24 protein-coding genes and 2 other annotated features are annotated in these 22,496 nt (G+C 61.0%); of the genes, 12 read left to right on the top strand and 12 right to left on the bottom strand.

The genetic code is table 11. The annotated features are described in order from the left end of the window. Nucleotides 1-36 precede the first annotated feature (36 nt). Complete coding sequence (locus D1641_RS01475) at nt 37-249, bottom strand: helix-turn-helix transcriptional regulator (protein WP_160662623.1); 213 nt, start codon at nt 247-249, stop codon at nt 37-39. 89 nt (nt 250-338) lie between these two features. On the opposite strand from D1641_RS01475, the gene D1641_RS01470 reads away from it, so the two are divergent. Then, complete coding sequence (locus tag D1641_RS01470; RefSeq protein WP_160662622.1) at nt 339-524, top strand: hypothetical protein; 186 nt, start codon at nt 339-341, stop codon at nt 522-524. Nucleotides 525-680: 156 nt separating this feature from the next. Here D1641_RS01470 and D1641_RS19350 read toward each other — a convergent pair whose 3' ends face one another. The 4 genes from D1641_RS19350 to D1641_RS01450 all read right to left on the bottom strand — a co-directional run bounded on the left by D1641_RS19350 (nt 681) and on the right by D1641_RS01450 (nt 4,727). After that, nucleotides 681-887, bottom strand: coding sequence for a hypothetical protein (locus D1641_RS19350; RefSeq protein WP_243149213.1), 207 nt, complete (start codon nt 885-887; stop codon nt 681-683). Next, the gene (locus tag D1641_RS01460; RefSeq protein WP_160662621.1) at nt 880-1,134 is read right to left on the bottom strand and encodes a type II toxin-antitoxin system prevent-host-death family antitoxin; all 255 of its coding nucleotides are present in this window, start codon (nt 1,132-1,134) and stop codon (nt 880-882) included. Before D1641_RS01460 ends, D1641_RS19350 begins: the two co-directional genes overlap by 8 nt. 127 nt (nt 1,135-1,261) lie before the next feature. Then, nucleotides 1,262-4,027, bottom strand: coding sequence for an isoleucine--tRNA ligase (gene ileS / locus D1641_RS01455; RefSeq protein ID WP_160662620.1), 2,766 nt, complete (start codon nt 4,025-4,027; stop codon nt 1,262-1,264). 94 nt (nt 4,028-4,121) lie between these two features. Further along, the gene (locus tag D1641_RS01450; RefSeq protein WP_160662619.1) at nt 4,122-4,727 is read right to left on the bottom strand and encodes a hypothetical protein; all 606 of its coding nucleotides are present in this window, start codon (nt 4,725-4,727) and stop codon (nt 4,122-4,124) included. A gap of 42 nt (nt 4,728-4,769) precedes the next feature. Continuing rightward, nucleotides 4,770-4,994: a binding site (T-box leader), on the bottom strand. Nucleotides 4,995-5,200: 206 nt separating this feature from the next. Here D1641_RS01450 and D1641_RS01445 point away from each other — a divergent pair. Further along, nucleotides 5,201-5,479 carry a hypothetical protein gene (locus D1641_RS01445; protein ID WP_160662618.1) on the top strand — a complete coding sequence of 93 codons (279 nt, stop codon included), beginning with the start codon at nt 5,201-5,203 and terminating at the stop codon, nt 5,477-5,479. A gap of 42 nt (nt 5,480-5,521) precedes the next feature. After that, nucleotides 5,522-5,725, top strand: a binding site (T-box leader). A 135-nt stretch (nt 5,726-5,860) separates the two neighbouring features. After that, entirely contained in the window at nt 5,861-7,285 is a 1,425-nt protein-coding gene (locus D1641_RS01440) for a glycine--tRNA ligase (RefSeq protein WP_160662617.1), read from the top strand. Nucleotides 7,286-7,402: 117 nt separating this feature from the next. Here the strand turns inward: D1641_RS01440 and D1641_RS01435 are convergent, their stop codons facing one another. The 4 genes from D1641_RS01435 to D1641_RS01420 are packed head-to-tail and all read right to left on the bottom strand — an operon-like array spanning nt 7,403 to nt 12,078. Further along, complete coding sequence (locus tag D1641_RS01435; protein WP_160662616.1) at nt 7,403-8,524, bottom strand: hypothetical protein; 1,122 nt, start codon at nt 8,522-8,524, stop codon at nt 7,403-7,405. Beyond that, nucleotides 8,521-9,726, bottom strand: a complete 1,206-nt coding sequence (locus D1641_RS01430) for an ABC transporter permease (protein WP_160662615.1) — start codon at nt 9,724-9,726, stop codon at nt 8,521-8,523. The genes D1641_RS01435 and D1641_RS01430 overlap by 4 nt, the downstream gene beginning before the upstream one ends. After that, the gene (locus D1641_RS01425) at nt 9,723-11,432 is read right to left on the bottom strand and encodes a zinc ribbon domain-containing protein (protein ID WP_160662614.1); all 1,710 of its coding nucleotides are present in this window, start codon (nt 11,430-11,432) and stop codon (nt 9,723-9,725) included. Before D1641_RS01425 ends, D1641_RS01430 begins: the two co-directional genes overlap by 4 nt. A 19-nt stretch (nt 11,433-11,451) precedes the next feature. Next, nucleotides 11,452-12,078 carry an ABC transporter ATP-binding protein gene (locus D1641_RS01420; RefSeq protein WP_160662613.1) on the bottom strand — a complete coding sequence of 209 codons (627 nt, stop codon included), beginning with the start codon at nt 12,076-12,078 and terminating at the stop codon, nt 11,452-11,454. Between the two features lie 266 nt (nt 12,079-12,344). On the opposite strand from D1641_RS01420, the gene D1641_RS01415 reads away from it, so the two are divergent. Beyond that, nucleotides 12,345-13,112 carry an ABC transporter ATP-binding protein gene (locus tag D1641_RS01415; RefSeq protein WP_160662612.1) on the top strand — a complete coding sequence of 256 codons (768 nt, stop codon included), beginning with the start codon at nt 12,345-12,347 and terminating at the stop codon, nt 13,110-13,112. Beyond that, nucleotides 13,102-14,952: an ABC transporter permease gene (locus D1641_RS01410; protein ID WP_160662611.1), complete on the top strand. Its 1,851-nt coding sequence runs from the start codon at nt 13,102-13,104 to the stop codon at nt 14,950-14,952. The genes D1641_RS01415 and D1641_RS01410 overlap by 11 nt, the downstream gene beginning before the upstream one ends. A 42-nt stretch (nt 14,953-14,994) precedes the next feature. Here the strand turns inward: D1641_RS01410 and D1641_RS01405 are convergent, their stop codons facing one another. Continuing rightward, a complete protein-coding gene (locus D1641_RS01405; RefSeq protein ID WP_160662610.1) occupies nt 14,995-15,153 on the bottom strand; it encodes a hypothetical protein in 159 nt (52 codons plus the stop codon). 51 nt (nt 15,154-15,204) lie between these two features. Beyond that, nucleotides 15,205-15,360 (bottom strand): hypothetical protein, encoded by a 156-nt coding sequence (locus D1641_RS01400; RefSeq protein WP_201757190.1) that lies wholly within the window; start codon nt 15,358-15,360, stop codon nt 15,205-15,207. Nucleotides 15,361-15,482: 122 nt separating this feature from the next. On the opposite strand from D1641_RS01400, the gene D1641_RS01395 reads away from it, so the two are divergent. The 3 genes from D1641_RS01395 (at nt 15,483) to D1641_RS01385 (ending at nt 18,622) form a co-directional block, all read left to right on the top strand. Beyond that, the gene (locus tag D1641_RS01395; RefSeq protein WP_160662608.1) at nt 15,483-15,686 is read left to right on the top strand and encodes a hypothetical protein; all 204 of its coding nucleotides are present in this window, start codon (nt 15,483-15,485) and stop codon (nt 15,684-15,686) included. 185 nt (nt 15,687-15,871) lie between these two features. Continuing rightward, the gene (gene rpsO, locus D1641_RS01390; RefSeq protein ID WP_160662607.1) at nt 15,872-16,138 is read left to right on the top strand and encodes a 30S ribosomal protein S15; all 267 of its coding nucleotides are present in this window, start codon (nt 15,872-15,874) and stop codon (nt 16,136-16,138) included. Nucleotides 16,139-16,471: 333 nt separating this feature from the next. Then, nucleotides 16,472-18,622: a polyribonucleotide nucleotidyltransferase gene (locus tag D1641_RS01385; protein WP_160662606.1), complete on the top strand. Its 2,151-nt coding sequence runs from the start codon at nt 16,472-16,474 to the stop codon at nt 18,620-18,622. A gap of 260 nt (nt 18,623-18,882) precedes the next feature. On the opposite strand, the gene D1641_RS01380 is transcribed toward D1641_RS01385, so the two are convergent. Next, nucleotides 18,883-19,101, bottom strand: coding sequence for a helix-turn-helix transcriptional regulator (locus D1641_RS01380; RefSeq protein WP_160662605.1), 219 nt, complete (start codon nt 19,099-19,101; stop codon nt 18,883-18,885). Nucleotides 19,102-19,191: 90 nt separating this feature from the next. On the opposite strand from D1641_RS01380, the gene D1641_RS01375 reads away from it, so the two are divergent. From D1641_RS01375 to D1641_RS01360, 4 genes are all read left to right on the top strand, one after another. Continuing rightward, nucleotides 19,192-19,410 carry a helix-turn-helix transcriptional regulator gene (locus tag D1641_RS01375; protein ID WP_347707362.1) on the top strand — a complete coding sequence of 73 codons (219 nt, stop codon included), beginning with the start codon at nt 19,192-19,194 and terminating at the stop codon, nt 19,408-19,410. 480 nt (nt 19,411-19,890) lie between these two features. Further along, complete coding sequence (locus tag D1641_RS01370; RefSeq protein ID WP_160662604.1) at nt 19,891-20,667, top strand: TIGR00282 family metallophosphoesterase; 777 nt, start codon at nt 19,891-19,893, stop codon at nt 20,665-20,667. Between the two features lie 67 nt (nt 20,668-20,734). Next, nucleotides 20,735-21,814 (top strand): DNA repair exonuclease, encoded by a 1,080-nt coding sequence (locus D1641_RS01365; protein WP_160662603.1) that lies wholly within the window; start codon nt 20,735-20,737, stop codon nt 21,812-21,814. After that, the coding region (locus D1641_RS01360; protein ID WP_160662602.1) for an AAA family ATPase at nt 21,811-22,496 on the top strand (686 nt) is incomplete at its 3' end. The genes D1641_RS01365 and D1641_RS01360, both read left to right, overlap by 4 nt.

Genomic DNA, 22,496 nt, shown 5'->3' with positions numbered 1-22,496 from the left:
ACCGCGCGGACACCCCTCCGGATGCCCGCGCGGCTGTTATTTTCGGCTTTTTACGTCGTCCCGCCCCACCAGATAGTCCAGGCTGACATGATAAAAATCTGCAATTTTGATTAGAGTATCAATTTGAATATTGATCTTCCCTCGCTCGTAATCGGAGTATGTGTTTGGTTTAACACGCAAATAATTTGCTAGTTCAAGCTGTTTTTTATCGTAATCTTCCCGCAACTCCCTGATCCTGGGAAAAAGCATAGCATCACCCTAAAAGAATATACAACATCGGCAATACCGATATTGACAAAAGTCGGTATCACCGAATATAATCTTAATGAGGTGATTCTATGCCGCCATATATAAAGCGTGAAGCGAAGTGCTGTGGGAGCTGTGTCCACTTTCGCCGGCACTACATCAAACGAGGGATAGATTACTATTATCCCCTTGATTACGGTCACTGCACCTACCCCCGGAATAAGGCCCGGGAGGCTGGAGATGCCTGTCCCCACTGGAAAGCGGTGGAGGAGAAATAATGCCCGCCCGGCGCGTCAGTCTGCGCCGGGCGGGTGCTGGTCAGGAATCGGACAGATCACCGAACAGAGAGGAAAGATAATCCCGGTGGCCATAAATAATACGGTCAATATAGACCTCACTGCCAGAGACACGATAAAAGGTAAGATAATTCCCTGTTACAAGAAAGCGGTAACTGTCAGGCACTGCCGCAATTGAGGACAATCGAGCCCCAGCAAAGCGTGCTGCTTTAACGCGCGGATATCCGCTGTAATCTTGCGCATAGTTGAGAGGGTAGCAGTAGGGTTTCCCAGCTCCTCGGTAATATATTGCTTAATTTTAGCAAGATCATTTTGCGCGTCGTCAGAGATATGAAGTTTATTCATCCGCAATCCCCAGATTCCTTTCTACATCCTCCAAGGTCAGCCATCCCTTTGTCTCTCCGGACCTCCGGCCCTTTTCCAGTTCGTTCATCAGACGGATGGTGGCCAGCGTTTTTTCATAGTCCTGCATGTCCAGAATGGCGTACTTGCCCCGGCCGTTCTTGGTCAGAAAAACGGGGGAACCCTCGGCGACGTCCTGCAAAACCTCGCTGTAGTTGCGCAGGTCGGAGACCGGCTTGATATTCGGCATTTGATTCAACTCCTTTCTGCCTATAGTATACACCAATCCGCTGTAAAATTCAACAGCAAATTTTACTTCACTAAATTCTCCTGACAAAGAACCGCCCGGCGCGTCAGTCTGCGCCGGGCGGGTGCTGTTATTCGACTTCAATAGCGGGCACAACCTGGGCGCACCGGGGGCACAGGGTGGGGTGCCTGGAATCGGAGCCCACGGCGGGCAGCACCTTCCAGCACCGCTCGCACTTCTGGCCCTGGGCGGGCTCCACGTTGGCAACGGTGAGGTTGACCATCTCGGTCTCGACCTGAGAGACGATGAGGATGTCGGCCAACTCCTCCTGATCCATTTCGGCAAAGAAAGCGTCCTCTTTCCGAAGCCCCAGGATGACCTTGGCCTCCAGGCTCTTGCCGATCTTCTTCTCGTTCCGGGCCTTCTCCAGCTCGGCGTTGACCATGTCCCGGAGCTGGATGATCTCGACCCAGCGTGCCATAGTGTCCTCGTCAAGAGCATACTTAGTAAAGGGCTTGTTCATCTCGTTGAGGAGGACGTTCCGGGGGTCGTCGCCCTCGCGGTGGGGCATGGCCAGCCAGATCTCGTCGCAGGTGAAGGCCAGGATGGGGGCGAACAGCTTGGTCATGGTGTCCAGAATCATCCACAGGGCGGTCTGGGCGGAGCGGCGGAGGAGACCGTCCTTCTCCTCACAGTATAGCCGGTCCTTGATGATGTCCAGATAGAAGGAGGACAGCTCCACCACGCAGAAATCGTTGATAGCGTGGGATACCACATGGAACTCGTAGTTGTCATAGGCGGCGAAGCACTTCTCAATGAGCCGGTTCAGCTTGGTGACAGCCCACCGGTCCAGCTCCACCATCTCCTCCGGCTTGACCAGGTTATTGGGGTCGAAGCCGTCCAGGTTGCCCAGGCAGTACCGGGCGGTGTTGCGGAATTTCAGGTAGTTCTGAGAGAGCTGCTTGAAAATATTGTCGGAGCAGCGCACGTCCACATGGTAGTCGGCGGAGCCCGCCCACAGGCGGATCAGGTCGGCGCCGTACTTCTTAAAGATGTCGGCGGGGTCCACGCCGTTGCCCAGGGACTTGTGCATGGCCTTGCCCTCGCCGTCCACGGTCCAGCCGTGGGTGACGCACTCCTTGAAGGGGGCTCCCTTGCCCAGCGCGCCCACGGCGGTGAGCAGGGAGGACTGGAACCACCCGCGGTACTGGTCCAGACCCTCCATATAGACGGTGGCGGGCCAGAAGCCCTGGTCCTTCTGCATGGAGGCGAAGTGGGTGGAGCCGGAGTCAAACCAGCCGTCCAGGGTGTCCTCCTCCTTGGTGAAGCCGCTCTGGGAGCCGCAGTGGGGGCAGGCGAAGCTTTCGGGGAGGATGTCCGCCGCATCCATCTCATACCAAGCGTTGGAGCCCTTCTCGCCAAACAGCTTGCTCACGGCGGCGATGGTCTCGTCGGTGCAGATGGGCTTGCCGCAGTCACCGCAGTAGAACACCGGGATGGGCAGACCCCACCGGCGCTGACGGCTGATACACCAGTCGGCCCGCTCCTGGATCATGGACTTCATCCGGTCGATGCCCCAGCCGGGCAGCCAGCGCACGTCGTCGCAGGCGGCCACGGCGGCATCCTTGAAGGACTCCACCGAGCAGAACCACTGGGGGGTGGCCCGGAAGATGATGGGCTTCTTGCAGCGCCAGCAGTGGGGATAGGAGTGGACGATGTCCTCAGAGGCGAACAGGGCTCCGGACTCCTTCATGTCGGCCAGGATGACGGGGTTGCTCTCCTCGGTCTTCATGCCGGCGTACTTGCCGGCGTAGTCGGTGTGGCGGCCCCGGTCGTCCACAGGCACCACCATCTCGATCTTATACCGCTTGCAGGTCTCGTAGTCGTCCGCGCCGAAGCCGGGGGCGGTGTGGACGCAGCCCGTGCCGCTGTCCATGGTGACGTACTCGGCGGTCACAAGACGGCTGGTCTTGTCCAGGAAGGGGTGGTTGGCCTCCATGTTCTCAAAGAAGCTGCCGGGGTGGGTCTCCAGAATCTTATAGTTCTCCACGCCGCCCACCTTCATGACCTTCTCCACCAGGGCCTCAGCCAGGATATACTGTTCTCCGTTGTCCGCCTGGACGATGGCGTAGCTCTCCCTGGGGTGGAGGGCGATGGCCAGGTTGCCCGGCAGGGTCCAGATGGTGGTGGTCCAGATCAGGAAAAAGAGGTTTGCGGGGGCCAGGTGGGTCAGCTTGGCGTTGTCCATCAACATGGGGAACTTCACATAGACGGTGGTGCAGGGGTCGTCCTGATACTCGATCTCCGCCTCGGCCAGGGCGGTCTCGTCGTGGGGACACCAGTACACCGGCTTCAGGCCCTTGTAGATGTAGCCGTTTTTGTACATTGCCCCGAAGATTTTCACCTCCTCGGCCTCGAAGGAGGGGGCCATGGTCAGATAGGGGTTCTCCCAGTCGCCGATGACACCCATCCGCTTGAAGCCCTCCCGCTGTACGTCCACATAGTGCTGGGCGAACTCGTGGCAGGCGGTGCGGAACTCGGCCACCGACATGGCCTTCCGGTTGAGCTTGTTCTGCTTGATGATGGCGCTCTCGATGGGCATGCCGTGGTTGTCCCAGCCGGGGATGTAGGGGGTGAGGCAGCCCCGCATGGCGGCGGTGCGGGTGATGAAGTCCTTGATGGACTTGTTCAGGGCGTGACCCATGTGCAGGGCGCCGTTGGAGAAGGGAGGGCCGTCGTGGAGGGAGTACAGGGGCTTGCCCTCATTCTTTTTCAGCAGCTCGTGGTAGAGGTCCATCTCCTCCCACCGCTTGAGCATATCGGGCTCCCGGGCGGGCAGGCCCGCCCGCATGGGGAAGTCGGTCTTTGGCAGATTGATGGTCTTGTTGTAGTCCATTTTGTATTACTCCTTCACTTTATTTCAAATTGTATTCTCAATAATCCGCAATCAGCTTGCGGCAAGCCTGGCAGAGATAGGCCGGGCTCCCTCCTTAAAAGTAATAATCCCGTCGCCAGCGGTCCCCGTGCAGACTGTCGCAGGACACCTCGTCAATGTGCCACTCCTCCGCCTCGCGCTTGAGGACAAAGCGATATTTTTGAAAATAGCCATAGCATTGGGCGCCGTGCCCGCCGCGTTTCGCATCCTCCACCAGATAGCGCACATCCGGGTCGGACAGGTCAAAGGGCACGCTGTCCTCATCGGGGACCAGCTGCGCCACCGCCTTTCCGGCGCTTTTCATGGTGACAGACAGTGTACAGCCGGTATTTACGCAGTTGAATGAGGAGGGAAAGTGATCCGCATGGAGACAGTCCCGCCGCTGGGTAATCAGTTTTTGGGTGCAGTGGGGGTCCAGCAGGGCGGCGAAGCGGAGCTTTCTCTCCTCTTTCCAGTCCTGGACGTCGGTAAATTCCCTGCGCACACCGCCCTTAAACTCGACAACCTGCCCTTTTTTGCACAGGCGGGTGTACTGCGCAAAACTCTTATTCTCCATGGCCGCCAGCTCCCGCAGCAGGGATGTCAGCGCCTGGGCGGCCTCCTCAGCCGCAGGGTGGAATTTCTCGGGGGTGTCAACAACTTGAATAGAGACCGAATCCATTTTTGACCGCTCCTTTCCCAAAATAAAAACGCCCCTGTCCCATAAAGAGACAAAGGCGCAAACCTCTGCGGTACCACTCTTCTTGCCGGGGCGCAAGGGCCCGGCCACTCAAAAGCTGCCTGATAACGGGGGCGTCCGGAGGGGCCTACTGATGTTCAGCCCTCAGCTCCAAGGTGATGTTCACCGCTCCCTCCCGTCCGCCTTGCACCAAACGGCGGCTCTCTTTGCGTCTTGAGAGCGGGTACTTGTCCTTTTCCGCGCATTTTTCATATGTGTCCCATATCTTATCCGGTTTTGGCCGGGTTGTCAAGTGGCGTTTTAAAATTCTGCTTAGTATTTTAAAAGAAAGTCTTTAAATTTTTAAAGATAATTGGCAGAAGAATTGAATTTGGAATGTATACATTCCAAACTTTGATTTTGATTGTAGTAATATTGTATTGATAATACGTCGCAGTTATGAAGGAGAGGATACAATGCAGAATAAAGAAGATAATATTTTCAATATTGAGGATCTAAGGCAGGAAAGGAAGCTGATACAAAACCTTGAACATTTAAAAAAAGAGCAGCAGGGGGCGATTCTGTGGCTTTTGTACCACATGGATATCCTGGATATGATAGATTCGGGGGAAATCATGTCGGAGGAGGCGGAAGAGAAATGGATGGAACAAGCATTGGAGGACAATGCCTATATCATGATGGTTTTAATTCAATATAAAAAACTCAAGGACAAAAATCGAGAAAAAAGCGAATGATTCCCCTTGACAGGGGGTAAAAAGTAGCATACAATAAGGGCTCGTAAAGCATTGACAGGGAACAGTACCTCACAGCGGGGCGTCAGAGAGAGGATGGCCGGTGAAAATTCTCCGAAGCTGTGGCGGAAAGGCCCCCTGGAGCGCGGGGAGGAAATGCCCCGCCGGTCCCCGCCGTTACCGGGTCAGAGTGCGTATCAGCCAGATACGAATTCAGGTGGAACCACGGACATTTTGTTCGCCCTGAGCCGAAGAGGCTCGGGGCGTTTTTCGTTCTGAGCCGAAAGCAAAGCGAAGCTTTGCACAAAAGTTCTTTTGGTTCTTTTCTTTCAAGAAAAGAACGCCCGCCCGGCGAGGGCAGAAATCAGAAAAGGAGCATTCACAATGAAAAACAGCGAAAAGACCATGGACAAGATTGTAAACCTGTGTAAAAGCCGGGGCTTCATTTTCGCCGGCAGCGAAATCTATGGCGGCCTGGCCAATACCTGGGACTACGGCCCTCTGGGTGTGGAGCTGAAGAACAACATCAAGAAGGCCTGGTGGAAGAAGTTTGTCCAGGAGAACCCCTACAATGTGGGTCTGGACGCCGCCATCCTGATGAACCCCCAGGTGTGGGTGGCCAGCGGCCACGTGGGGGGCTTCTCCGACCCGCTGATGGACTGCAAGGAGTGCCACGAGCGCTTCCGGGCGGACAAGGTGATCGAGGACTGGTGTCAGGAGAACAGCTTCGACCTGGGCCACAGCGTGGACGCCATGAGTCAGGCCCGGATGAAGGAGTTCATTGAGGAGCACCAGATTGTCTGTCCCTCCTGCGGCAAGTTCAACTGGACCGACATCCGCCAGTTCAACCTGATGTTCAAGACCTTCCAGGGGGTCACCGAGGATGCAAAGAACACCGTCTACCTCCGCCCCGAGACCGCCCAGGGCATCTTTGTCAACTTCCAGAACGTTCAGCGCACCACCCGGCGCAAACTGCCCTTCGGCGTGTGCCAGATCGGCAAGTCCTTCCGCAACGAGATCACCCCAGGCAACTTCACCTTCCGCACCCGGGAGTTTGAGCAAATGGAGCTGGAGTTCTTCTGCAAGCCGGGCACCGAGCTGGAGTGGTTCGCCTACTGGAAAAAGTTCTGCCACCAGTGGCTGCTGGATTTGGGCATGAAGGACGAGGACCTGCGGCTGCGGGACCACGAGCCCGAGGAGCTCAGCCACTACTCCAACGCCACCACCGACTTCGAGTTCGCCTTCCCCTTCACCGACTGGGGCGAGCTGTGGGGGGTGGCCAGCCGCACCGACTTCGACCTGAAGGCCCACCAGACCACCTCCGGCAAGGATCAGACCTACTTCGACCAGGAGGCCAATGAGCACTATATTCCCTACGTCATCGAGCCCTCCCTGGGCGCCGACCGGGTGACCCTGGCCTTCCTGTGCCAGGCCTACGACGAGGAGGTTGTGGACGAGGCCAAGAACGATGTGCGCACTGTCCTCCACTTCCACCCCGCCCTGGCCCCCTTCAAGTGCGCCGTGCTGCCCCTGTCCAAAAAGCTGGGGGACAAGGCCCGGGAGATTCAGGCCGAGCTGAGCAAATACTTCATGGTGGACTATGACGACGCCGGCTCCATCGGCAAGCGCTACCGCCGCCAGGACGAGATCGGCACTCCCTACTGCGTCACCGTGGACTTCCAGACCGTGGGGAGCGACACCGAGGAGGCAGACAACGCCGTCACCATCCGGGACCGGGACACTATGGACCAGGTCCGGGTGCCCATCAGCGAGCTGAAGGCCTGGCTGGAGGAGAAGCTGGCCTATTAAGGAATAATTTTAAAACGCCGTGTATTTTACCGCTCGTAAAATACACGGCGTTTTGCTTTTGGGGGCCAGTGTGCGCCTCCTAGATAGACTTGAGAATCTGGTGTGGCGGGACATCTCCTATTTGCGATCCAGCATCAGGGAGAAAAGGAGCAGCACCCCGCCGCCAGCTGCCAGAAGGGCGCCGTCTCCCAGACTGCCGCCGCAGGTGCGGAGGTAGAGAGTGACGGGGTTCCACCGCACCGCCGGCCCCAAAGCGGGAAAGAGCAGGGACAGGTCCAGCAGCACCGGCGAGAGCAGCAGCCCGGCCGCCGGTACAAAGGGGGTGAGCACCGGTAGGGCGGTCCAGACTCCTGGGAACCGGGCCAGCGCCAGTGCCGCCCCGCCCCAGAACAGCAGGTAGGGGATCAGGGCCGGGACACATGGAGCGGGAGCCCCCGCCGCCAGCAGGGCCAGCCCCCCGGCGCACAGAGCGGGAAGCAAGGCCCCCGCCAGCCGGGGCAGGAGCAGGGCGGTGGTCCCCTGCAGGGGGGCCAGCCGCCGGGCGAAGGGGCTGTCCAGCCAGCGGCCCAGATCCATGGCGGTGAACAGGGCCCAGATCAGCAGCAGAATGGCGGTCAGGCCGGCGGCCAGATCGGACACCCCCCGGCCGGCCAGAGTCAGGGGGTCCAGGGGCCGGCCGTCTGCCGTCTCCAGAGCCAGCAGCACCCGGTCCTGGTCCCCCAGGACCTCCCGGAGCCGGGGGCGCACGGTGGGGAGATCATCCCGGGCCGTAATGCCGCTGTCCAGCAGATACTCCTCCGCCATGGCGGGGGAGACGCACTCGGCCACACAGGCGGCCACCGTCTCCCGCACCAGGGGGTAGACGGCGGAGCCGGGGCCAATGAGCAGGGTGAACAACTCTCCGGTGTCCAGCGCCTCCAGCCGGCGGTAGAAGTCCTCCGGCAGGACCAGAGCGCAGTCCCACCGGCCCAGCCCCACCTGACGCCGGGCCTGAGCCAGCCCGGCCTTGTGAAAGGTGACTGCCAGACCGCTCCGGGCCTGTAATTTTTCCCAAAACAGCTCCCCTCCCTCCTCCGGCAGGACCACCCCCACCTGGACAGGGGCGGAGACCTCCTCCGGGGGGAGCAGCCGGGCCGCCCCAAAGGCGGTGAGGGGGAGCAGCAGGAGCAGGACCCAGGTCCGCCAGTGGGCCAGCCGGGCCCGGAGGCCAGAGGCAAAGGCGGCGGCGAAAAAGCTCATAGGGCCACCCCCTGACGGTCCGCCCGGCGGCGGTACAGGACCAGCCCGGCCCCCAGCATCCCCAGCCCGGCCAGCAGCAGCCCGGCCAGAGAGGCCGGGGGCAGGTCATAGCCCATGGGCCAGGCGGCCAGACCCATCAGCCAGGTCACGGGAGACAGGGGGGCCAGCTGCCGCACCCCGGCGGGGAGGAGCACCGGGGGGACAATCCCCCCGGCCAGTGCCAGAGCCAGCAGAGCGGTCAAAAAGGATACCGTCCCGCACCCGGCGGCGCTCTCCGTAGCCAGACAGCACACCGAGGCGAACAGGGAGCAGAACAGGGCCATCCCCAGGGCGGCGGCCAAAACGGCGGGACCCCCCTCCCCCGTGAGCAACAGAGCGGGGACCAGCAGGAGAAGCAGAGCCAACGTCTGGGCGGCTGCCGCGGCGAGACAGCCAGCCGTAGTCCCCCGGCCGGCGCACCGCAGCCGGCGCTGGAAGGTCAGCCAGCTGCCGGTGTACAGGGGGACGAACAGAGGGGCGGCGGCCAGGGCGAAATAGGAGATCAGGGCCAGGGCATAGTGCAGGGAGACGGGCAGGACGCCGGTGGCGGAGATTGTCTCGGTCCGGAACAGCCCGCCCCGGTCCAGGGCCAGCCGGATATACCGCAGGTTGATGTCGAGGACCACCTGATCCCGGGTGAGACCGGGGGGCGGGGCCTCCTCATACAGGTCGAGCACGGCGTATACCCCGCTCTGAAAGGCGGCCAGAATGTCGCTGGCGCTCTGGCCCACCCACAGCAGCAGCAGGGACTCCAGGGGCCGGTCTCCGGACACAATGAGCCGCAGGTCCGGGTTGGTCCCCCACATCACCCCGTGGATAAAGTCCTCAGGCAGGGCCAGCACGGCGGTGACCTCTCCCCGGCGGAGGGCCTCCAGCCCCTCCGCCTCCCCCATGGCTTTGATTTTGCAGTACTGGGCGATGTCCTCCATGCCCCCCATGTACTGCTCCAGCTGTCGGGGGACCTGGTCCCCCTCCGGGGCGGTGACAGCCAGGGTGACGGGGGCGAAGTCCACTCCCCGGCTCAGCAGCTCACTGGCCGCCAGGCCCGCCCCCAGGGGCAGAAGAAGGCACAAAAGGACAAGCCCCGCCAACAGCCAACCCTGTTGGCGAAGCTGTCCCATGGTCAGAATAAAATATTTTCCCCAAAACCGCCGGTCACTCATGCGTACATAACCGCCCAGAGCAGCTCCTGGGGCAGGCGGGCCAGGAACAGCGCCTCCATATCCTCCACCCAGGCCTCGGCGTTGTTTTGCAGCTCATTGGCGAAGGCTATCAGCTCGGCCTGCTCCATCCCGGTAATCAGCCTGGCCTTTTCCATAGGCTGCTCCAGCCAGTCCGGGCAGCGGCTGGCCCTGCAGTTGAGGTGCAGGCTGCATAGCTCCATTCCCATCACGCGTAAGACAGCGTCGTCCAGGGTCAGGTCAATGATGTCCTCTTCCACATACAGCGTGCCCTGGGTGTCCAGCGAAAAAATGCTGAGGCCGGAGCTGTTTACCTCCAGGTCCCACTGGAAGTTCTCCTCGTCCTCTCTGGGGTCATAGGACAGCTCAGAGGTGATCCTGGCCACCGCGGTCCCTGACTGCCTGAGCCGGATGGTGGTCTTGTCGGTATAGACCTGGCCGTCCATGGCGTGGCTGCCCGAGGACTCCAGGGCGATCTCCGTGTCATCCACGGAGAATTTGGCGCTCAGGCTGTCCACATACGCCCCGCTGCCCCCCAGATACAGGGTCAGAGAGACGTCAGAGCCGTAGATCTCGTCCTCAAAGAGTATGGCGGACACATAGCCGTCGTAGAGACAGACGTCCAGCTCCAGATCGCCGAGGTCGTCCAGGGCATCCCGGAGGCCGTCGGCCAGCTCGCCGTAGATATCCAGGTTCTCTAGCATATCCAGGATCTCGTCGATCTGGTCCTGAGGCATACCCATGGACTGATAGAGCTCCTCATAGAGGTCGAAGTAGTTGATGAGGGACAGCATGGTCTCCATATCGTCCACATACTGCTCCAGGGCCTCCTGGGGGACGGTCACATGGTAGAGGGTGGATTTGGTCTCGGCGCCGTTCTGGGTCAGGGTCCTGGTCCCTGCCTTTTTCACCTGGGCGGCCTGCCAGAGGGCCTGATTGGCCTCGCGGACGGCCTGCTCCATGGCCTCCGGTTCCACCCGCTCCAGGGCCAGCTCCATCAGGTCAAAGAAGTTAAAGCTGACGCTGTCCATGGAGTTGTCCCCGGTCATTCTGGTCAGGTCGGCCCCCAGGGTCTCGGTGTTCACGCCGTAGTAGGCGTCGCCGGTGAACTGGGGGGAGTGGAAGTACAGCTCGGCGTCATCCGCGACCATCCGGAAGAGGAACAGCTCATCCGGGCCCCAGCTGGCGGCCGCTTCGGCCAGCATATACCGGTCTTCGCCGCTGTAGCCGGCGGACATACCGAACTCCAGACCGCTGAGGGCGGACAGATCATAGCCCGTCAGCTGGCTGTTGATGTCCCGCAGCTGTAGGGATATGCTCTGGAAGATGGACTGGTCCCTTCGCCACTGGTCCACGTCGGGCAGCCCCAGCTTCTCCTCGGCGGCGGCGTAGGCGGCGGCGGACTTGGCAAGGGCGGCCGCCACCTGCTTTTTGGGGTTGGCGAACAGGCCGGCGGCTGCCGCCGCAATCAGGGCGAGCACCACCACAGCGGCCGCCGCGCCGGCAATGAGCAGGCCCTTCTTTTTGCCGCCGCCCGGCACCGGGGCCTCCGGGCCGGTATAGCCTGCCGGCTCAGGGGCGGAGCCCCAGGTGCTCCCCGACCCGGCGGACTCCGCCGGGTTCATCCCGCAGTAGGGGCAGAATTTTGCCCCGTCGCTGATCTCTCGTCCGCAGCTTCTGCAAATCATACGCTTCTCCATCCTTTCTTCAAGCGCCTAAAACACCGTTTTCCAGGGTCAGCACCGCGCCGCACAGCCGGTCCAGCTCCTCCCGGTGGTGGCTGCACCACACCAGGCTGCCCCCCCTGGACAGATAGCCCTCCAGCCAGTCCAGCAGCTTGGGAACATAGTCCCGGTCCAGGCCGGAGGCGGCCTCGTCCATGAGCAGCACCCGGGGCCGGGACAGCAGGGCCAGGGCAATGCTCACCCGCTGGGCCATCCCGCCGGACAGAGCCCGGATGGGCTTTTTTAAAAGGGGCTCCAAGCCCAGCAGCTCCAGAACGTCGTCCGGGAGAGGACCGGACAGTCCGCAGGCCGCCTGCCACAGCTCCAGCTGTTGGCGCACCGTCAGCTCCCGGGCCAGCTCCGGACTCTGGGGGACGTAGCCCAGACTTTGACGCAGAAAGGCCCGGTCCCCCAGGACGGATCTGCCCTCATAGAGGACGTCTCCCCCGTCGGGCCTCTCCACCTGGGCGATGAGCCGCAGAAGGGTGGACTTGCCCGAGCCGTTGTGCCCCGCCAGCCCCAGGCACTGGCCCGGGGGCAGGAGGAAGCGGATGGGCGAGAGCACCTGCCGCCCGCCGTAGCTCTTGCACAGCTGACGAACCTCCAGCATGGTCCTCCCCCCTTTCTTTACTTAGCAGTATCGCATATTTTCAGGGAAAAATCAAGGGGCAGAGATATGTAGGGGCGCACAGTGTGCGCCCGCCGTCAACCGGTCGGGTGGGAAAAGCGGGCGGACAATGTCCGCCCCTACAGGGGAAAATCAGGAAACCTTAATCGCTTCTTAATGAAATCCTCATATTTCCTTTAGAGCATTTTTCACAACTGTATGATATGCTCTAGTACAGTTCACGGGAAACCTGAAAGGAGCACTGCGATATGTCTGAAATTTTAAAAGTTGCCGGCCTGGAGAAGGTCTACGGCCGGGGTGGAGCGGTCACCCGGGCCCTGGACGGGGTGTCCCTGTCTCTGGAGGCGGGTGAGTTTGTGGGTGTGATGGGCCCCTCGGGCTCGGGCAAGACCACCCTTTTAAACTGCGTGTCCACCATTGACCGGCCCTCCTCCGGCTCCATCGTCATCGACGGTAGGGAGCTCACCCGCCTCAAGGGCAGGGAGCTGGCCAAGTTCCGCCGGGAGCGGCTGGGCTTCATCTTCCAGGACTGCAACCTCCTGGATACCCTCACCGCCTTTGAGAACATCGCCCTGGCCCTGTCCATTGTGAAGGCCCCCGCCCAGAGGATTGACAAGCGGGTGCGAGAGATGGCGGAGCTTCTGGGCATCTCCGACTGCCTGAACAAGTACCCCTACCAGATGTCCGGGGGGCAGCAGCAGCGGTGTGCCGCCGCCCGGGCCATGGTGACCCGCCCGGCCCTGGTGCTGGCAGACGAGCCCACCGGCGCGCTGGATTCCAAGTCCTCCCAGCTGCTGCTGGACCGGCTGGAGGAGCTGAACCGGGAGCTGGGGGCCACCATCCTTATGGTCACCCACGACGCCTTCACCGCCAGTTGCTGCCGCCGGGTGGTTTTCCTCCAGGACGGGAAGCTCTTCCTGGAGCTCCACCGGGAGAGGGGCAGCCGGAGGGATTTTTTCCAAAAGATCATCCAGGTGACCGCCCGGATGGGGGGAGGGATGGCCGATGTTCTCTAAGCTGGCTGTGCGCAATGTCCGCCGGTCCTTCCGGGACTACGGCGTCTACCTCCTCACCCTCACCTTCGGCGTGTGCCTGTTCTATACCTTCAACTCCCTGGACGGCCAGGGGGCGCTGGTCTATCTGGCCCAGAACGGCAACCCCATTGTGGAAGCCATCACCATGCTGATGGACATCTTCTCCGTCTTTGTGGCGGTGGTGCTGGCCTGCCTCATTCTCTATGCCAACCGCTTCCTCCTCCGCCGGCGGAAGCGGGAGCTGGGCACCTATCTCCTCCTGGGCCTGAGCCAGGGCCAGGTGTCCCGGCTGCTCTTCCTGGAGACGGGACTCATCGGAGTGGTCTCCCTGCTGGCCGGGCTGGCTCTGGGGGTGGCGGCCAGCTTCGGTATGTCCGCCCTCACCCTGTCCATGTTCGAGATGGACGTGTCCGACCTGCTGGCCCTGAACTTCTCTCCCGGGGCGGCGGTGAAAACCGTCCTCTACTTCGGCGTCATCTTTCTGCTGGTGATGGCCCTCAGCGGGGTGCAGGTGTCCAAGTCGAAGCTCATCGACCTGATTCACGGGGAGCGGAAAAATGAGATCCTGAAGCCCCGGCCCCTGTCGGTGGCGGTGCTTCAGTTTGTGCTGGGGGTGGCCTGCCTGCTGGCCGCCTACGCCATCCTGCTCATTTTCGGCATGGCCGTGTCGGTGGCGGTGCCCTTCCTGTGCTTCCCCATGCTGGGGCTGGGGACGCTGGGCACCCTGCTCATCTTCCGATCCATGTCCGGGTTCGTGATGAAGTTTGTCCAGAGCCGCCCGGGGCTGTACTACAAAAACCTGAACATGTTCACCCTGCGCCAGTGGATCAGCAAGGTCCACACCACCTACCTGGCCCAGACAGTGGTGTGCATCCTCCTGCTGCTGGCCATCGGCATCACCGCCAGCTGCCTGGGGCTCAACTCCACCCTGTCCGCCATGAGCGGCAGTCAGACCCCCTTCGACATCTCGGTGCAGAACCAGTCCGGGGATGTGGAGACGGTGGACTTCGACGCGGTCCTCCGGGCGGGGGGCTTCGACCCGGACAAGGAGCTGGCCTGGAGCCGGGATGTGCTGTACTACTACAATAAAAAGGAGATCACCGGCATCGAGGACGCCTCGGGCGCCATCCGGGTCTCCGACCTGAACGCCCTGCTGGAGCGCCAGGGGAAGCCCGCCTACACCGGCCCCCTGCCTGCCCTGATGGACTTCAAGGACTCCGACGGCCTGGCAACCGGCGGCCTGGGGATGGTCTGCGCGGCCGTCCCCGACGAGATGGCCGGCCAGCTGGAGGTCCGCCGCCAGGTCTGGTCTGCCGACTACGCCGGGGAGAACCGGGAGGAGACGGAGCGGCGGCTGCTGGAGCTGGTGACCCCCCTGTGGGAGAAGCTGGCCATCCGGGAGGAGACCCGGCTGTCCATCTATGGCGATACCATGGGCAACAAGATTCTGGCCCTGTTCCTGGGGCTCTATCTGGGCTTCACCTTCCTGTTGGCTGCGGCGGCGGTGCTGGCCCTCCAACAGCTGAGCCAGGGGGCGGACAACACCGGGCGGTACGCCATTCTCCGCCGTCTGGGCGCCGAGGAGCGGCAGGTGAAGCGGTCCGCCACACAGCAGGTGGCTCTGGCCTTCCTCCTGCCCCTGATTCTGGCCCTGATCCACTCCGCCGTGGGCATGAAGGCGGCCAACGACGTCATTCTGGCCGTGGGCAAGGTGGACAGCGCCGCCAGCAGCGCCGTCACCGCCGGGGTGCTCCTGGTGGTCTACGGAGGCTATTTCCTGGCAACCGCCCTGGCCTGCCGGAGAATGGCGAAAAACGCATAAGCACAGGGACCGCCCGGCGCGTATCCGCGCCGGGCGGTCCTTTCAGTCTTTTTTTCCGTCCCCCTGGGACTCCAGATATTCCTCCACCAGCTGAACCACCAGGGTGGAGACGCTCTTCATCTCGCTTTTGGCCTGGGCGGTCAGACGGGCTTTCAGGTCCTTGGTCAGGCGAATACCCAGCTGGGCGTCGATTTTCGGCATAGTGGTTCCCCCTTTTGCCTCATTATAACGCCGGGCGAGCTGTTTGTCCAATTATTTTGTTTCCTTCTCCTTTTCGGCAAGGTAATCCTCCATCACAATGCGGACCATACCGGCCACACTGCGGCGCTCTTTCTCCGCCTGCACCTCCAGCCGTTCCTTAAACTCATTCGTTACGCGAAAGCTGATTTGTGTTTGGGTCTTATCCACGCAAACGCCCCCTTTGACAATCATTGTATATCAAAGAAAATCAAAACGCTTGACAGTCTTTCCGTGTCTTTGATATTATATGATTGTCGAAAATAATCGTTATGCATAAATGGAGGGTCCTTATGGAACATGAAGAACACATGCTGAGCGCACAGCAATATTATGAGTTATATTGTAAAACTTTTGCTTGCCTGGATACGATATGTGTGCTTGCGGAAGAAGCTATGAAAGAGTTAGAGGAGCTTCAGCTTTCAATGGCGGAAGAAGTTCCATTCACAAATTTGATCCCCTTTCCCGCCAGGAAAGAACCAAAAGAGAAAAGCTAAAAATTTTTCTTGAAATTCCGGACTTTTTTCTTTACATCCGGAAAAAACTATGATATATTATCCGGGCACGAGAATGTGCGCCGTCCACTGCTTGGCTGCTGGGACACTGCCCGCGCAGGTGCGCGGGGACTCACCCGCCCGCTGCCCGGCCCTTGGACAGAACATTTTGAAAGGTGGAATTTTCCATGATCCGCAAGGACGAAAAGACGGCCGTCATTGAGGCCAACCGCACCCACGAGAACGACACCGGCTCTCCCGAGGTCCAGATTGCCATTCTCACCGCCCGCATCAACGAGCTCACCGAGCACCTGAAGGTGCACATCCACGACAACCACAGCCGCCGCGGCCTGTACAAGATGATCGGTAAGCGCCGCAAGCTGCTGGATTACCTGATGGCCAAGGACATCGAGCGCTACCGCGCGATTATTGCCAAGCTGGGCATCCGTAAGTAAGATTGTGAAATATAGGGCGGGCGTTTTTGCGCTCCGCCCTATGTTCGCATATACCCCCGGCGTTTTTTCTGGTCTTTTAGCAGTTGAATATGGGATTGGAGAGCACAAAAAGGCCCCCTTCGCGAAGGGGGCTGTCAGCGAAGCTGACTGGGGGGTTCTCCCGAAAACAGATTCGTCCCGATAGGAGAAACCCTCCGCCATTTGCTTCGTAAATGCCACCTCCCTTTGCGAAGGGAGGCTTTCGCTGCGGCGGGAGGAAGGTTCCCAAACCCGTATTCAAGTGCTAAAGGGCAGACAAACCTCCGGGGACACCAAACGAAAAGGAGAATCGACATGTCAACGATTATCAAGCACAAACAGTTCCCCAAGTACAAGAGCTGGACCATGGACCTGTGCGGCCGGCCTCTGACCATCGAGGTGGGCAAGGTGGCTGAGCTGGCCTCCGCCTCCGCCCTGGTGAAGTACGGCGAGACCACCGTGATGGTGGCCGCCACCGTCTCCCCCCGTCCCCGGGACGGCATCGACTTCTTCCCCCTGTCTGTGGAGTTTGAGGAGAAGCTCTACGCTGTGGGCCGGATTCCCGGCTCCTTCATGCGCCGGGAGGGCCGGCCCTCTCTGCCCGCCGTGCTGGCCAGCCGCCTCATCGACCGGCCCATGCGCCCCCTGTTCCCCTACGACTTCCGCAACGACGTGTGCATCCAGTGCACCGTCATGAGTGTGGACTACGACTGCTCCCCCGAGGTGGCCGCCATGATCGGCGCCTCCGCCTGCGTGAGCTATAGTGAAATTCCCTTCGCCGGCCCCATCGGCTGCCTGGAGGTGGGCTTCTGCGACGGGCAGATCGTCCTCAACCCCACCCAGGAGCAGCGCAGGACCAGCCGTATGGACGTGACCGTGGCCGCCACCCGGGAGAAGGTGGTGATGATCGAGGCCGGGGCCGACGAGATCCCCGACGAGATCATGTACGCCGGCATCGTCAAGGCCCACGAGGAGATCCGCAAGCAGATTGACTTCATCGACCAGATTGTCCGGGAGATCGGCAAGCCCAAGATGGAGTATGACCACGCCCAGTTCAACCAGGAGCTCTTTGACGACATCGTTGCCAATTTCATGGACGAGGCCAAGGCTGCCATGGACACCGACGACAAGACCGTCCGGGAGCAGCGCTGGAACGAGATGATCGAGCACTGGCACGAGAAGTATCTGGAGGAGTATCCGGATATGGACCAGTACCTGGAGGAGTTCACCTACAAGTTCCAGAAGAAGATTGTCAAGGCATGGCTGCTGGAGGGCCACCGTGTGGACGGCCGGGCCCAGAATGAGATTCGTCCCCTGGCCGCCGAGGTGGGGATGCTGCCCCGGGTCCACGGCTCCGGCCTGTTCACCCGCGGCCAGACCCAAGTGCTCTCCGTGTGCACCCTGAACACCCTGGCCGCCTCCCAGAAGCTGGACACCATCTGGGAGGAGACCGAGAAGCGGTATATGCACCACTACAACTTCCCCCCCTACTCCGTGGGCGAGGCCCGGGCTCCCCGGTCCACCAACCGCCGGGAGTACGGCCACGGCTTCCTGGCCGAGCGGGCTCTGGTTCCCGTGCTCCCCTCTGTGGAGGAGTTCCCCTACGCCATCCGGGTGGTCTCTGAGGTGCTCAGCTCCAACGGCTCCACCTCTCAGGGCTCCATCTGCGGCTCCACCCTGGCTCTCATGGACGCCGGCGTGCCCATCAAGGCCCCGGTGGCTGGCATCTCCTGCGGCCTGATTCAGGACGACAACGGCGGCTTCACCACCTTCATCGACATCCAGGGCGTGGAGGACTTCCACGGCGAGATGGACTTCAAGGTGGCGGGCACCAAGTCGGGCATCACCGCCATCCAGATGGACCTGAAAAACGACGGTCTCACCCACGAGATCATCAAGGAGGCCCTGGACATCACCCGCGACGCCCGGTTCGCCATCCTGGACGAGGTCATGCTCCCCTGCATCTCCGCCCCCCGGGACGAGGTGAGCAAGTACGCCCCCAAGATGATCACCGTGAAGATCGACCCGGACAAGATTCGCGAGGTCATCGGCAAGGGCGGCTCCGTCATCCAGAAGATTACCGCCGAGTCGGGCGCTCAGATCGACATTGAGGACGACGGCACCATCCACATCGCCTCCCCCGACGCCGCCTCCTGCGAGACCGCCAAGAAGATGATCGAGACCATCGTGTTTGTGCCCCAGGTGGGCGAGCTGTACTACGGCAAGGTGGTGCGTATCCTCCAGTTCGGCGCCTTTGTGGAGCTGGCCCCCGGCAAGGACGGCATGGTCCACATCTCCAAGCTGGCTGAGCACCGGGTGGAGAAGGTGGAGGACGTGGTCAACATCGGCGACATGATCTGGGTCAAGGTCACCGAGATCGACGAGAAGGGCCGGGTCAACCTGTCCTATAAGGACGCCCTCCGGGAGATCAAGGCCAAAAAAGAGGCCGGTCTGCCCATCAAGTAAATCTGTATTTTCAGCGGGACGGCTTCGGCCGCCCCGCTTTTGCCTTCCCCCGCGGGGCAAGGCTCCTTTTGAAAGGAGCTGTCAGCCGAAGGCTGACTGAGGATTGTATTTTGCCGCAGGCAAAATGTATGAAATAAACATAGTCTTGCAAAATCTTGTTTACTTCGTATGTTTTGCTTCGCAAAACGCAATCCTCCGCCCCCTTCGGGGGCACCTCCTTTCCAAAGGAGGCTTTTGACGCTCCTCTGAAAGCTCCCGCTTCACCGGAACAGTTCCTGAATTTCACAGCCAAACGTTCCCGCCAGGTCAATAGCGTTGTCCACCGTCATTTCCTTGGGAATGACCCCTTTCTCCAGCTCCTCCAGCATTTTCAGTGGAAGCCCGCTGCGGCGGGCCAGATCTTGAAGAGAGATATTTTTCCTTGCCTGAAGCTCGGCTACTTTTTCACAAAAGTTCACTTTCATCTCTAAAGCTGTCATTTTTACCACCTCAAAATCATGATGCCAGAATTTATGCCAAAAATCAATGGCATAAATCCTGGCATTTATAATAAATCTGAGGTGAATACTGTGATTTATTATAATATCCGCAGCTTGAGAGAAGATAACGACTGGACCCAGCAGTATGTGGCAGATTATTTGAACATTAACCGCCGCACCTACTCCGCATATGAGACGGGCGTCAACTCGATGACCCCTGAAACGCTGATTCAGCTGGCGGAGTTGTATCATACCAGTGTGGATTATCTGCTGGGCCTGACAAAAGAGAGGTCGCCGTACCCAAGGTAGGGCATACGGCAGAATTTGACAATAAACGATCTGCTGTGATAAAATAAAAATGCCCCTCAGCCAGAGGGGACTGAAAGAGCGCTGTTACATATTGGCGGTTGGCCCACCGTTTGTACCTCATAGCGAAATCCATTATGGGGGAGGTGGTGCGGATGGGAAACGGCCGCGGGACGAAGGTCCTGCGTTTCGTGGTGTGTGCAGGCATTACTGTTTTAGTAATGCTCCTCACCGCCCCAAAAGCGTGTTGACCGCTCGGCTAGCCCCCAAGCGGTCAACTTAGTTTAAGTTGAAGCGATAAGGGCCAGCCGCTGGTAACGGCGCCCTTTCTGTGTCCATTATACCAAAACAGCCCTCTTTGTCAAGTGAGGCGGAGCGATTTTATATTCCGGGCGGGTTTAACGCTTTTCCTGTTGCTGTTTTTCCAATTTTGCATTATAATTAGGCTGTAAGTTTATAGGCTGTATCTGGAGGAGATTGGTTATGCAGTTAAACGTGCTAGCGGTAGGCGACGTAGTGGGCGAGGGCGGCCAGGACATTCTGTCCCGGCGGCTGCCTGGCCTGCGGGAGAAGCTGGGGGTCCATTTCTGTGTGGTCAACGGGGAGAACGCCTCCGGCGTGGGCATCACCCCCGCCCAGGCCCGGCGCATTCTGGAGGCCGGCGCGGACGTAATCACCCTGGGCAACCACACCTGGAACCGCATCCAGATCGGGGCCTATCTGGACAAGGAGGAGCGCATTCTCCGCCCTGCCAACTACGCCGGCCGGGTCCCGGGCCGGGGGGCGGGGGTCTACCAGTGCCAAGGGCTGGACATCCTGGTCCTAAACCTGATGGGCCGGGTGGACCTGAACTCCAACCTGGACAGCCCCTTCAAGGCGGCGAATTTCCTGCTCAGCCGGGAGAAATACGATCTGGCGCTGGTGGATTTCCACGCCGAGGCCACCAGCGAGAAGGGGGCCATGGGCTGGCACCTGGACGGCCGGGCGGCGGCGGTTTGGGGCACGCACACCCATGTGCCCACGTCAGACTGCCAGATTCTCCCCCAGGGCACCGGCTTTGTCACCGACCTGGGGATGACCGGGCCGGCCCGCTCGGTGCTGGGCATCAAACCGGAGAACTCCCTGAACCTGTTTCTGGGGGGGCTGCCCCGGCGGTATGAGGAGGCGGAGGGGAACTGCAAGCTCAACGCCTGCCTGTTTACCATCGACACGGATAAGAAGAAGTGCGTCAATGTGACGAGGACGGATATTATGGAATAATGCGGGCGTGCCGCATACCGGCGGGCGCACAATGTGCGCCCCTACAAAACGACAAAGGGGTAACACCATGCTGAAAATCATCCACGGGGCCGACTTCCATCTGGACAGCCCCTTTTCCGGCCTGACTCCGGAGCGGGCCGCCCGGCGCCGGGGGGAGCAGCGGGAGCTGCTGGACGCCTTGGCCAAGCTGGCCCGGGAGAAGGGGGCCGACCTGGTGCTGCTGGCGGGGGACCTGCTGGACTCGGAGCGGGTCTACCGGGAGACCGCCCAGGCCCTCCGTGCCGCTCTGGCCTCCATCCCCTGCCCCGTGTTTATTTCCCCGGGCAACCACGACTTCTATTCGGAGCGGTCCGTCTGGGCCGCCCTTGACTGGCCGGACAACGTACATATTTTCCGCTCCCGGGAGCTGGAACGGGTGGATCTGCCCGGGTGCGCCCTGTGGGGCCGGGCCTTCATTGACGCCCATGAGGAGTGCTGCCCCTTAGAGGGGCTGGCCGTTTCCGACGACGGAAGGCTTCACATCGCCTGCCTCCACGGCGATCTGAACGGGACGGGGGGCTACGGCCCCATCACCCCCATGGACATCGCGGCCAGCGGTTTGGACTATCTGGCCCTGGGCCATGTCCACCAGGCCAGCGGCCTGAAAAAAGAGGGAAAGACCTTCTGGGCCTACCCCGGCTGTCCTGAGGGGAGGGGCTTTGACGAGCTGGGGGAGAAGGGCGTGCTCTATTTGGAGGCGGAGCCGGGGCAGGTCAAGGCCCGGTTTGTCCCTCTGGCGAAGGTGCGGTATGAAATTTTTACAGTGGATATTACCGGGCCGGAGGGGGCGCTGTCCAACATCCTGGAGGTTTTGCCCGGAAAGACCAGCGACCTCGTCTGCCGGATCATTCTCACCGGAGAGGGGGAGGCCCCCAACCTGGCAAATCTGGAGCAGATGCTCTCCCCGGAGTTCTATGGCCTGGCCATCATCGACCGCACCCGCCTGCCCCGGGACCTGTGGGCCCGGCGGGAGGAGGACAACCTGACGGGGCTGTTTCTGGGGGCCATGTGGGAGAAGTGCCAGGAAAACCCTGACGACCCCCTGCTCCAGCTGGCCGCCCGGTATGGGCTGGCCGCGCTGGAGAGCGGAGAGGAGGCGGGCGCGTGAAAATCAAAGCCATGACCGCCACCTTTGGCAAGCTGGAGCGGGCCCGGCTGGAGCCCGGCCCCGGCCTCAACCTGATCCACGCCCCCAACGAGGGGGGCAAGTCCACCTGGGCCGCCTTCTGGCGGGCCATGCTCTATGGCATCGACACCCGGGACCGGGACAAAAAGGGCTATCTGGCGGATAAAAACCGCTATCAGCCCTGGTCGGGCGCCCCCATGGAGGGGGAGATCATCCTGGAATTTGAGGGCCGGGACATCACCGTCCGACGGGGCCCCCGGGGGAACACCCCCTTTGGGAGCTTCTCCGCCGTCTACACCGGCACACAGGAGCCGGTGCCCGGCCTCACCGCCGCCCGCTGCGGCGAGCTGCTCACCGGGGTGGGGGCGGAGGTTTTTGCCCGCTCCGCCTTTCTGGGGGACGGAAACCTGTCCCTGACCACCGCCCCCGAGCTGGAGCGGCGCATCGCCGCTCTGGTGTCCTCCGGACAGGAGGACGTGTCCTTCTCCCAGGCCATGGGGCGGCTGAAGGAGTGGAAAAACCGCCGGCAGGTCAACCGCAGCGTGGGGGAGATTCCCAAGCTGGAGGGGGAGCTGGCCCAGGTCCGGGCGCGGCTGGCGGAGCTGGAGGAGGTGGCCGGCCAGGCCGCCGCTCTGGAGGCCGAGCGGGCCGGGCTGGAGCGCCG

This window comes from Colidextribacter sp. OB.20, from assembly GCF_009911595.1.
GTDB lineage: Bacteria > Bacillota > Clostridia > Oscillospirales > Oscillospiraceae > Lawsonibacter.
The sequence above is the reverse complement of the archived record's forward strand: the minus strand, read 5'-3'. Positions and strand labels throughout refer to the sequence as shown.

Excerpts from the sequence above, each read along its gene's own strand:
- D1641_RS01415 (WP_160662612.1), top strand. The coding sequence starts at position 12,345 with ATGTCTGAAATTTTAAAAGTTGCCGGCCTGGAGAAGGTCTACGGCCGG.
- D1641_RS01380 (WP_160662605.1), bottom strand. The coding sequence starts at position 19,101 with ATGACAGCTTTAGAGATGAAAGTGAACTTTTGTGAAAAAGTAGCCGAG.
- D1641_RS01460 (WP_160662621.1), bottom strand. The coding sequence starts at position 1,134 with ATGCCGAATATCAAGCCGGTCTCCGACCTGCGCAACTACAGCGAGGTT.
- D1641_RS01395 (WP_160662608.1), top strand. The coding sequence starts at position 15,483 with ATGGAACATGAAGAACACATGCTGAGCGCACAGCAATATTATGAGTTA.
- D1641_RS01425 (WP_160662614.1), bottom strand. The coding sequence starts at position 11,432 with ATGATTTGCAGAAGCTGCGGACGAGAGATCAGCGACGGGGCAAAATTC.
- D1641_RS01470 (WP_160662622.1), top strand. The coding sequence starts at position 339 with ATGCCGCCATATATAAAGCGTGAAGCGAAGTGCTGTGGGAGCTGTGTC.
- D1641_RS01365 (WP_160662603.1), top strand. The coding sequence starts at position 20,735 with ATGCTGAAAATCATCCACGGGGCCGACTTCCATCTGGACAGCCCCTTT.
- D1641_RS19350 (WP_243149213.1), bottom strand. The coding sequence starts at position 887 with ATGAATAAACTTCATATCTCTGACGACGCGCAAAATGATCTTGCTAAA.
- D1641_RS01475 (WP_160662623.1), bottom strand. The coding sequence starts at position 249 with ATGCTTTTTCCCAGGATCAGGGAGTTGCGGGAAGATTACGATAAAAAA.
- ileS (WP_160662620.1), bottom strand. The coding sequence starts at position 4,027 with ATGGACTACAACAAGACCATCAATCTGCCAAAGACCGACTTCCCCATG.
- D1641_RS01435 (WP_160662616.1), bottom strand. The coding sequence starts at position 8,524 with ATGAGCTTTTTCGCCGCCGCCTTTGCCTCTGGCCTCCGGGCCCGGCTG.
- D1641_RS01440 (WP_160662617.1), top strand. The coding sequence starts at position 5,861 with ATGAAAAACAGCGAAAAGACCATGGACAAGATTGTAAACCTGTGTAAA.
- D1641_RS01405 (WP_160662610.1), bottom strand. The coding sequence starts at position 15,153 with ATGCCGAAAATCGACGCCCAGCTGGGTATTCGCCTGACCAAGGACCTG.
- D1641_RS01420 (WP_160662613.1), bottom strand. The coding sequence starts at position 12,078 with ATGCTGGAGGTTCGTCAGCTGTGCAAGAGCTACGGCGGGCGGCAGGTG.
- D1641_RS01445 (WP_160662618.1), top strand. The coding sequence starts at position 5,201 with ATGCAGAATAAAGAAGATAATATTTTCAATATTGAGGATCTAAGGCAG.
- D1641_RS01430 (WP_160662615.1), bottom strand. The coding sequence starts at position 9,726 with ATGAGTGACCGGCGGTTTTGGGGAAAATATTTTATTCTGACCATGGGA.
- D1641_RS01410 (WP_160662611.1), top strand. The coding sequence starts at position 13,102 with ATGTTCTCTAAGCTGGCTGTGCGCAATGTCCGCCGGTCCTTCCGGGAC.
- D1641_RS01370 (WP_160662604.1), top strand. The coding sequence starts at position 19,891 with ATGCAGTTAAACGTGCTAGCGGTAGGCGACGTAGTGGGCGAGGGCGGC.
- D1641_RS01450 (WP_160662619.1), bottom strand. The coding sequence starts at position 4,727 with ATGGATTCGGTCTCTATTCAAGTTGTTGACACCCCCGAGAAATTCCAC.
- rpsO (WP_160662607.1), top strand. The coding sequence starts at position 15,872 with ATGATCCGCAAGGACGAAAAGACGGCCGTCATTGAGGCCAACCGCACC.
- D1641_RS01385 (WP_160662606.1), top strand. The coding sequence starts at position 16,472 with ATGTCAACGATTATCAAGCACAAACAGTTCCCCAAGTACAAGAGCTGG.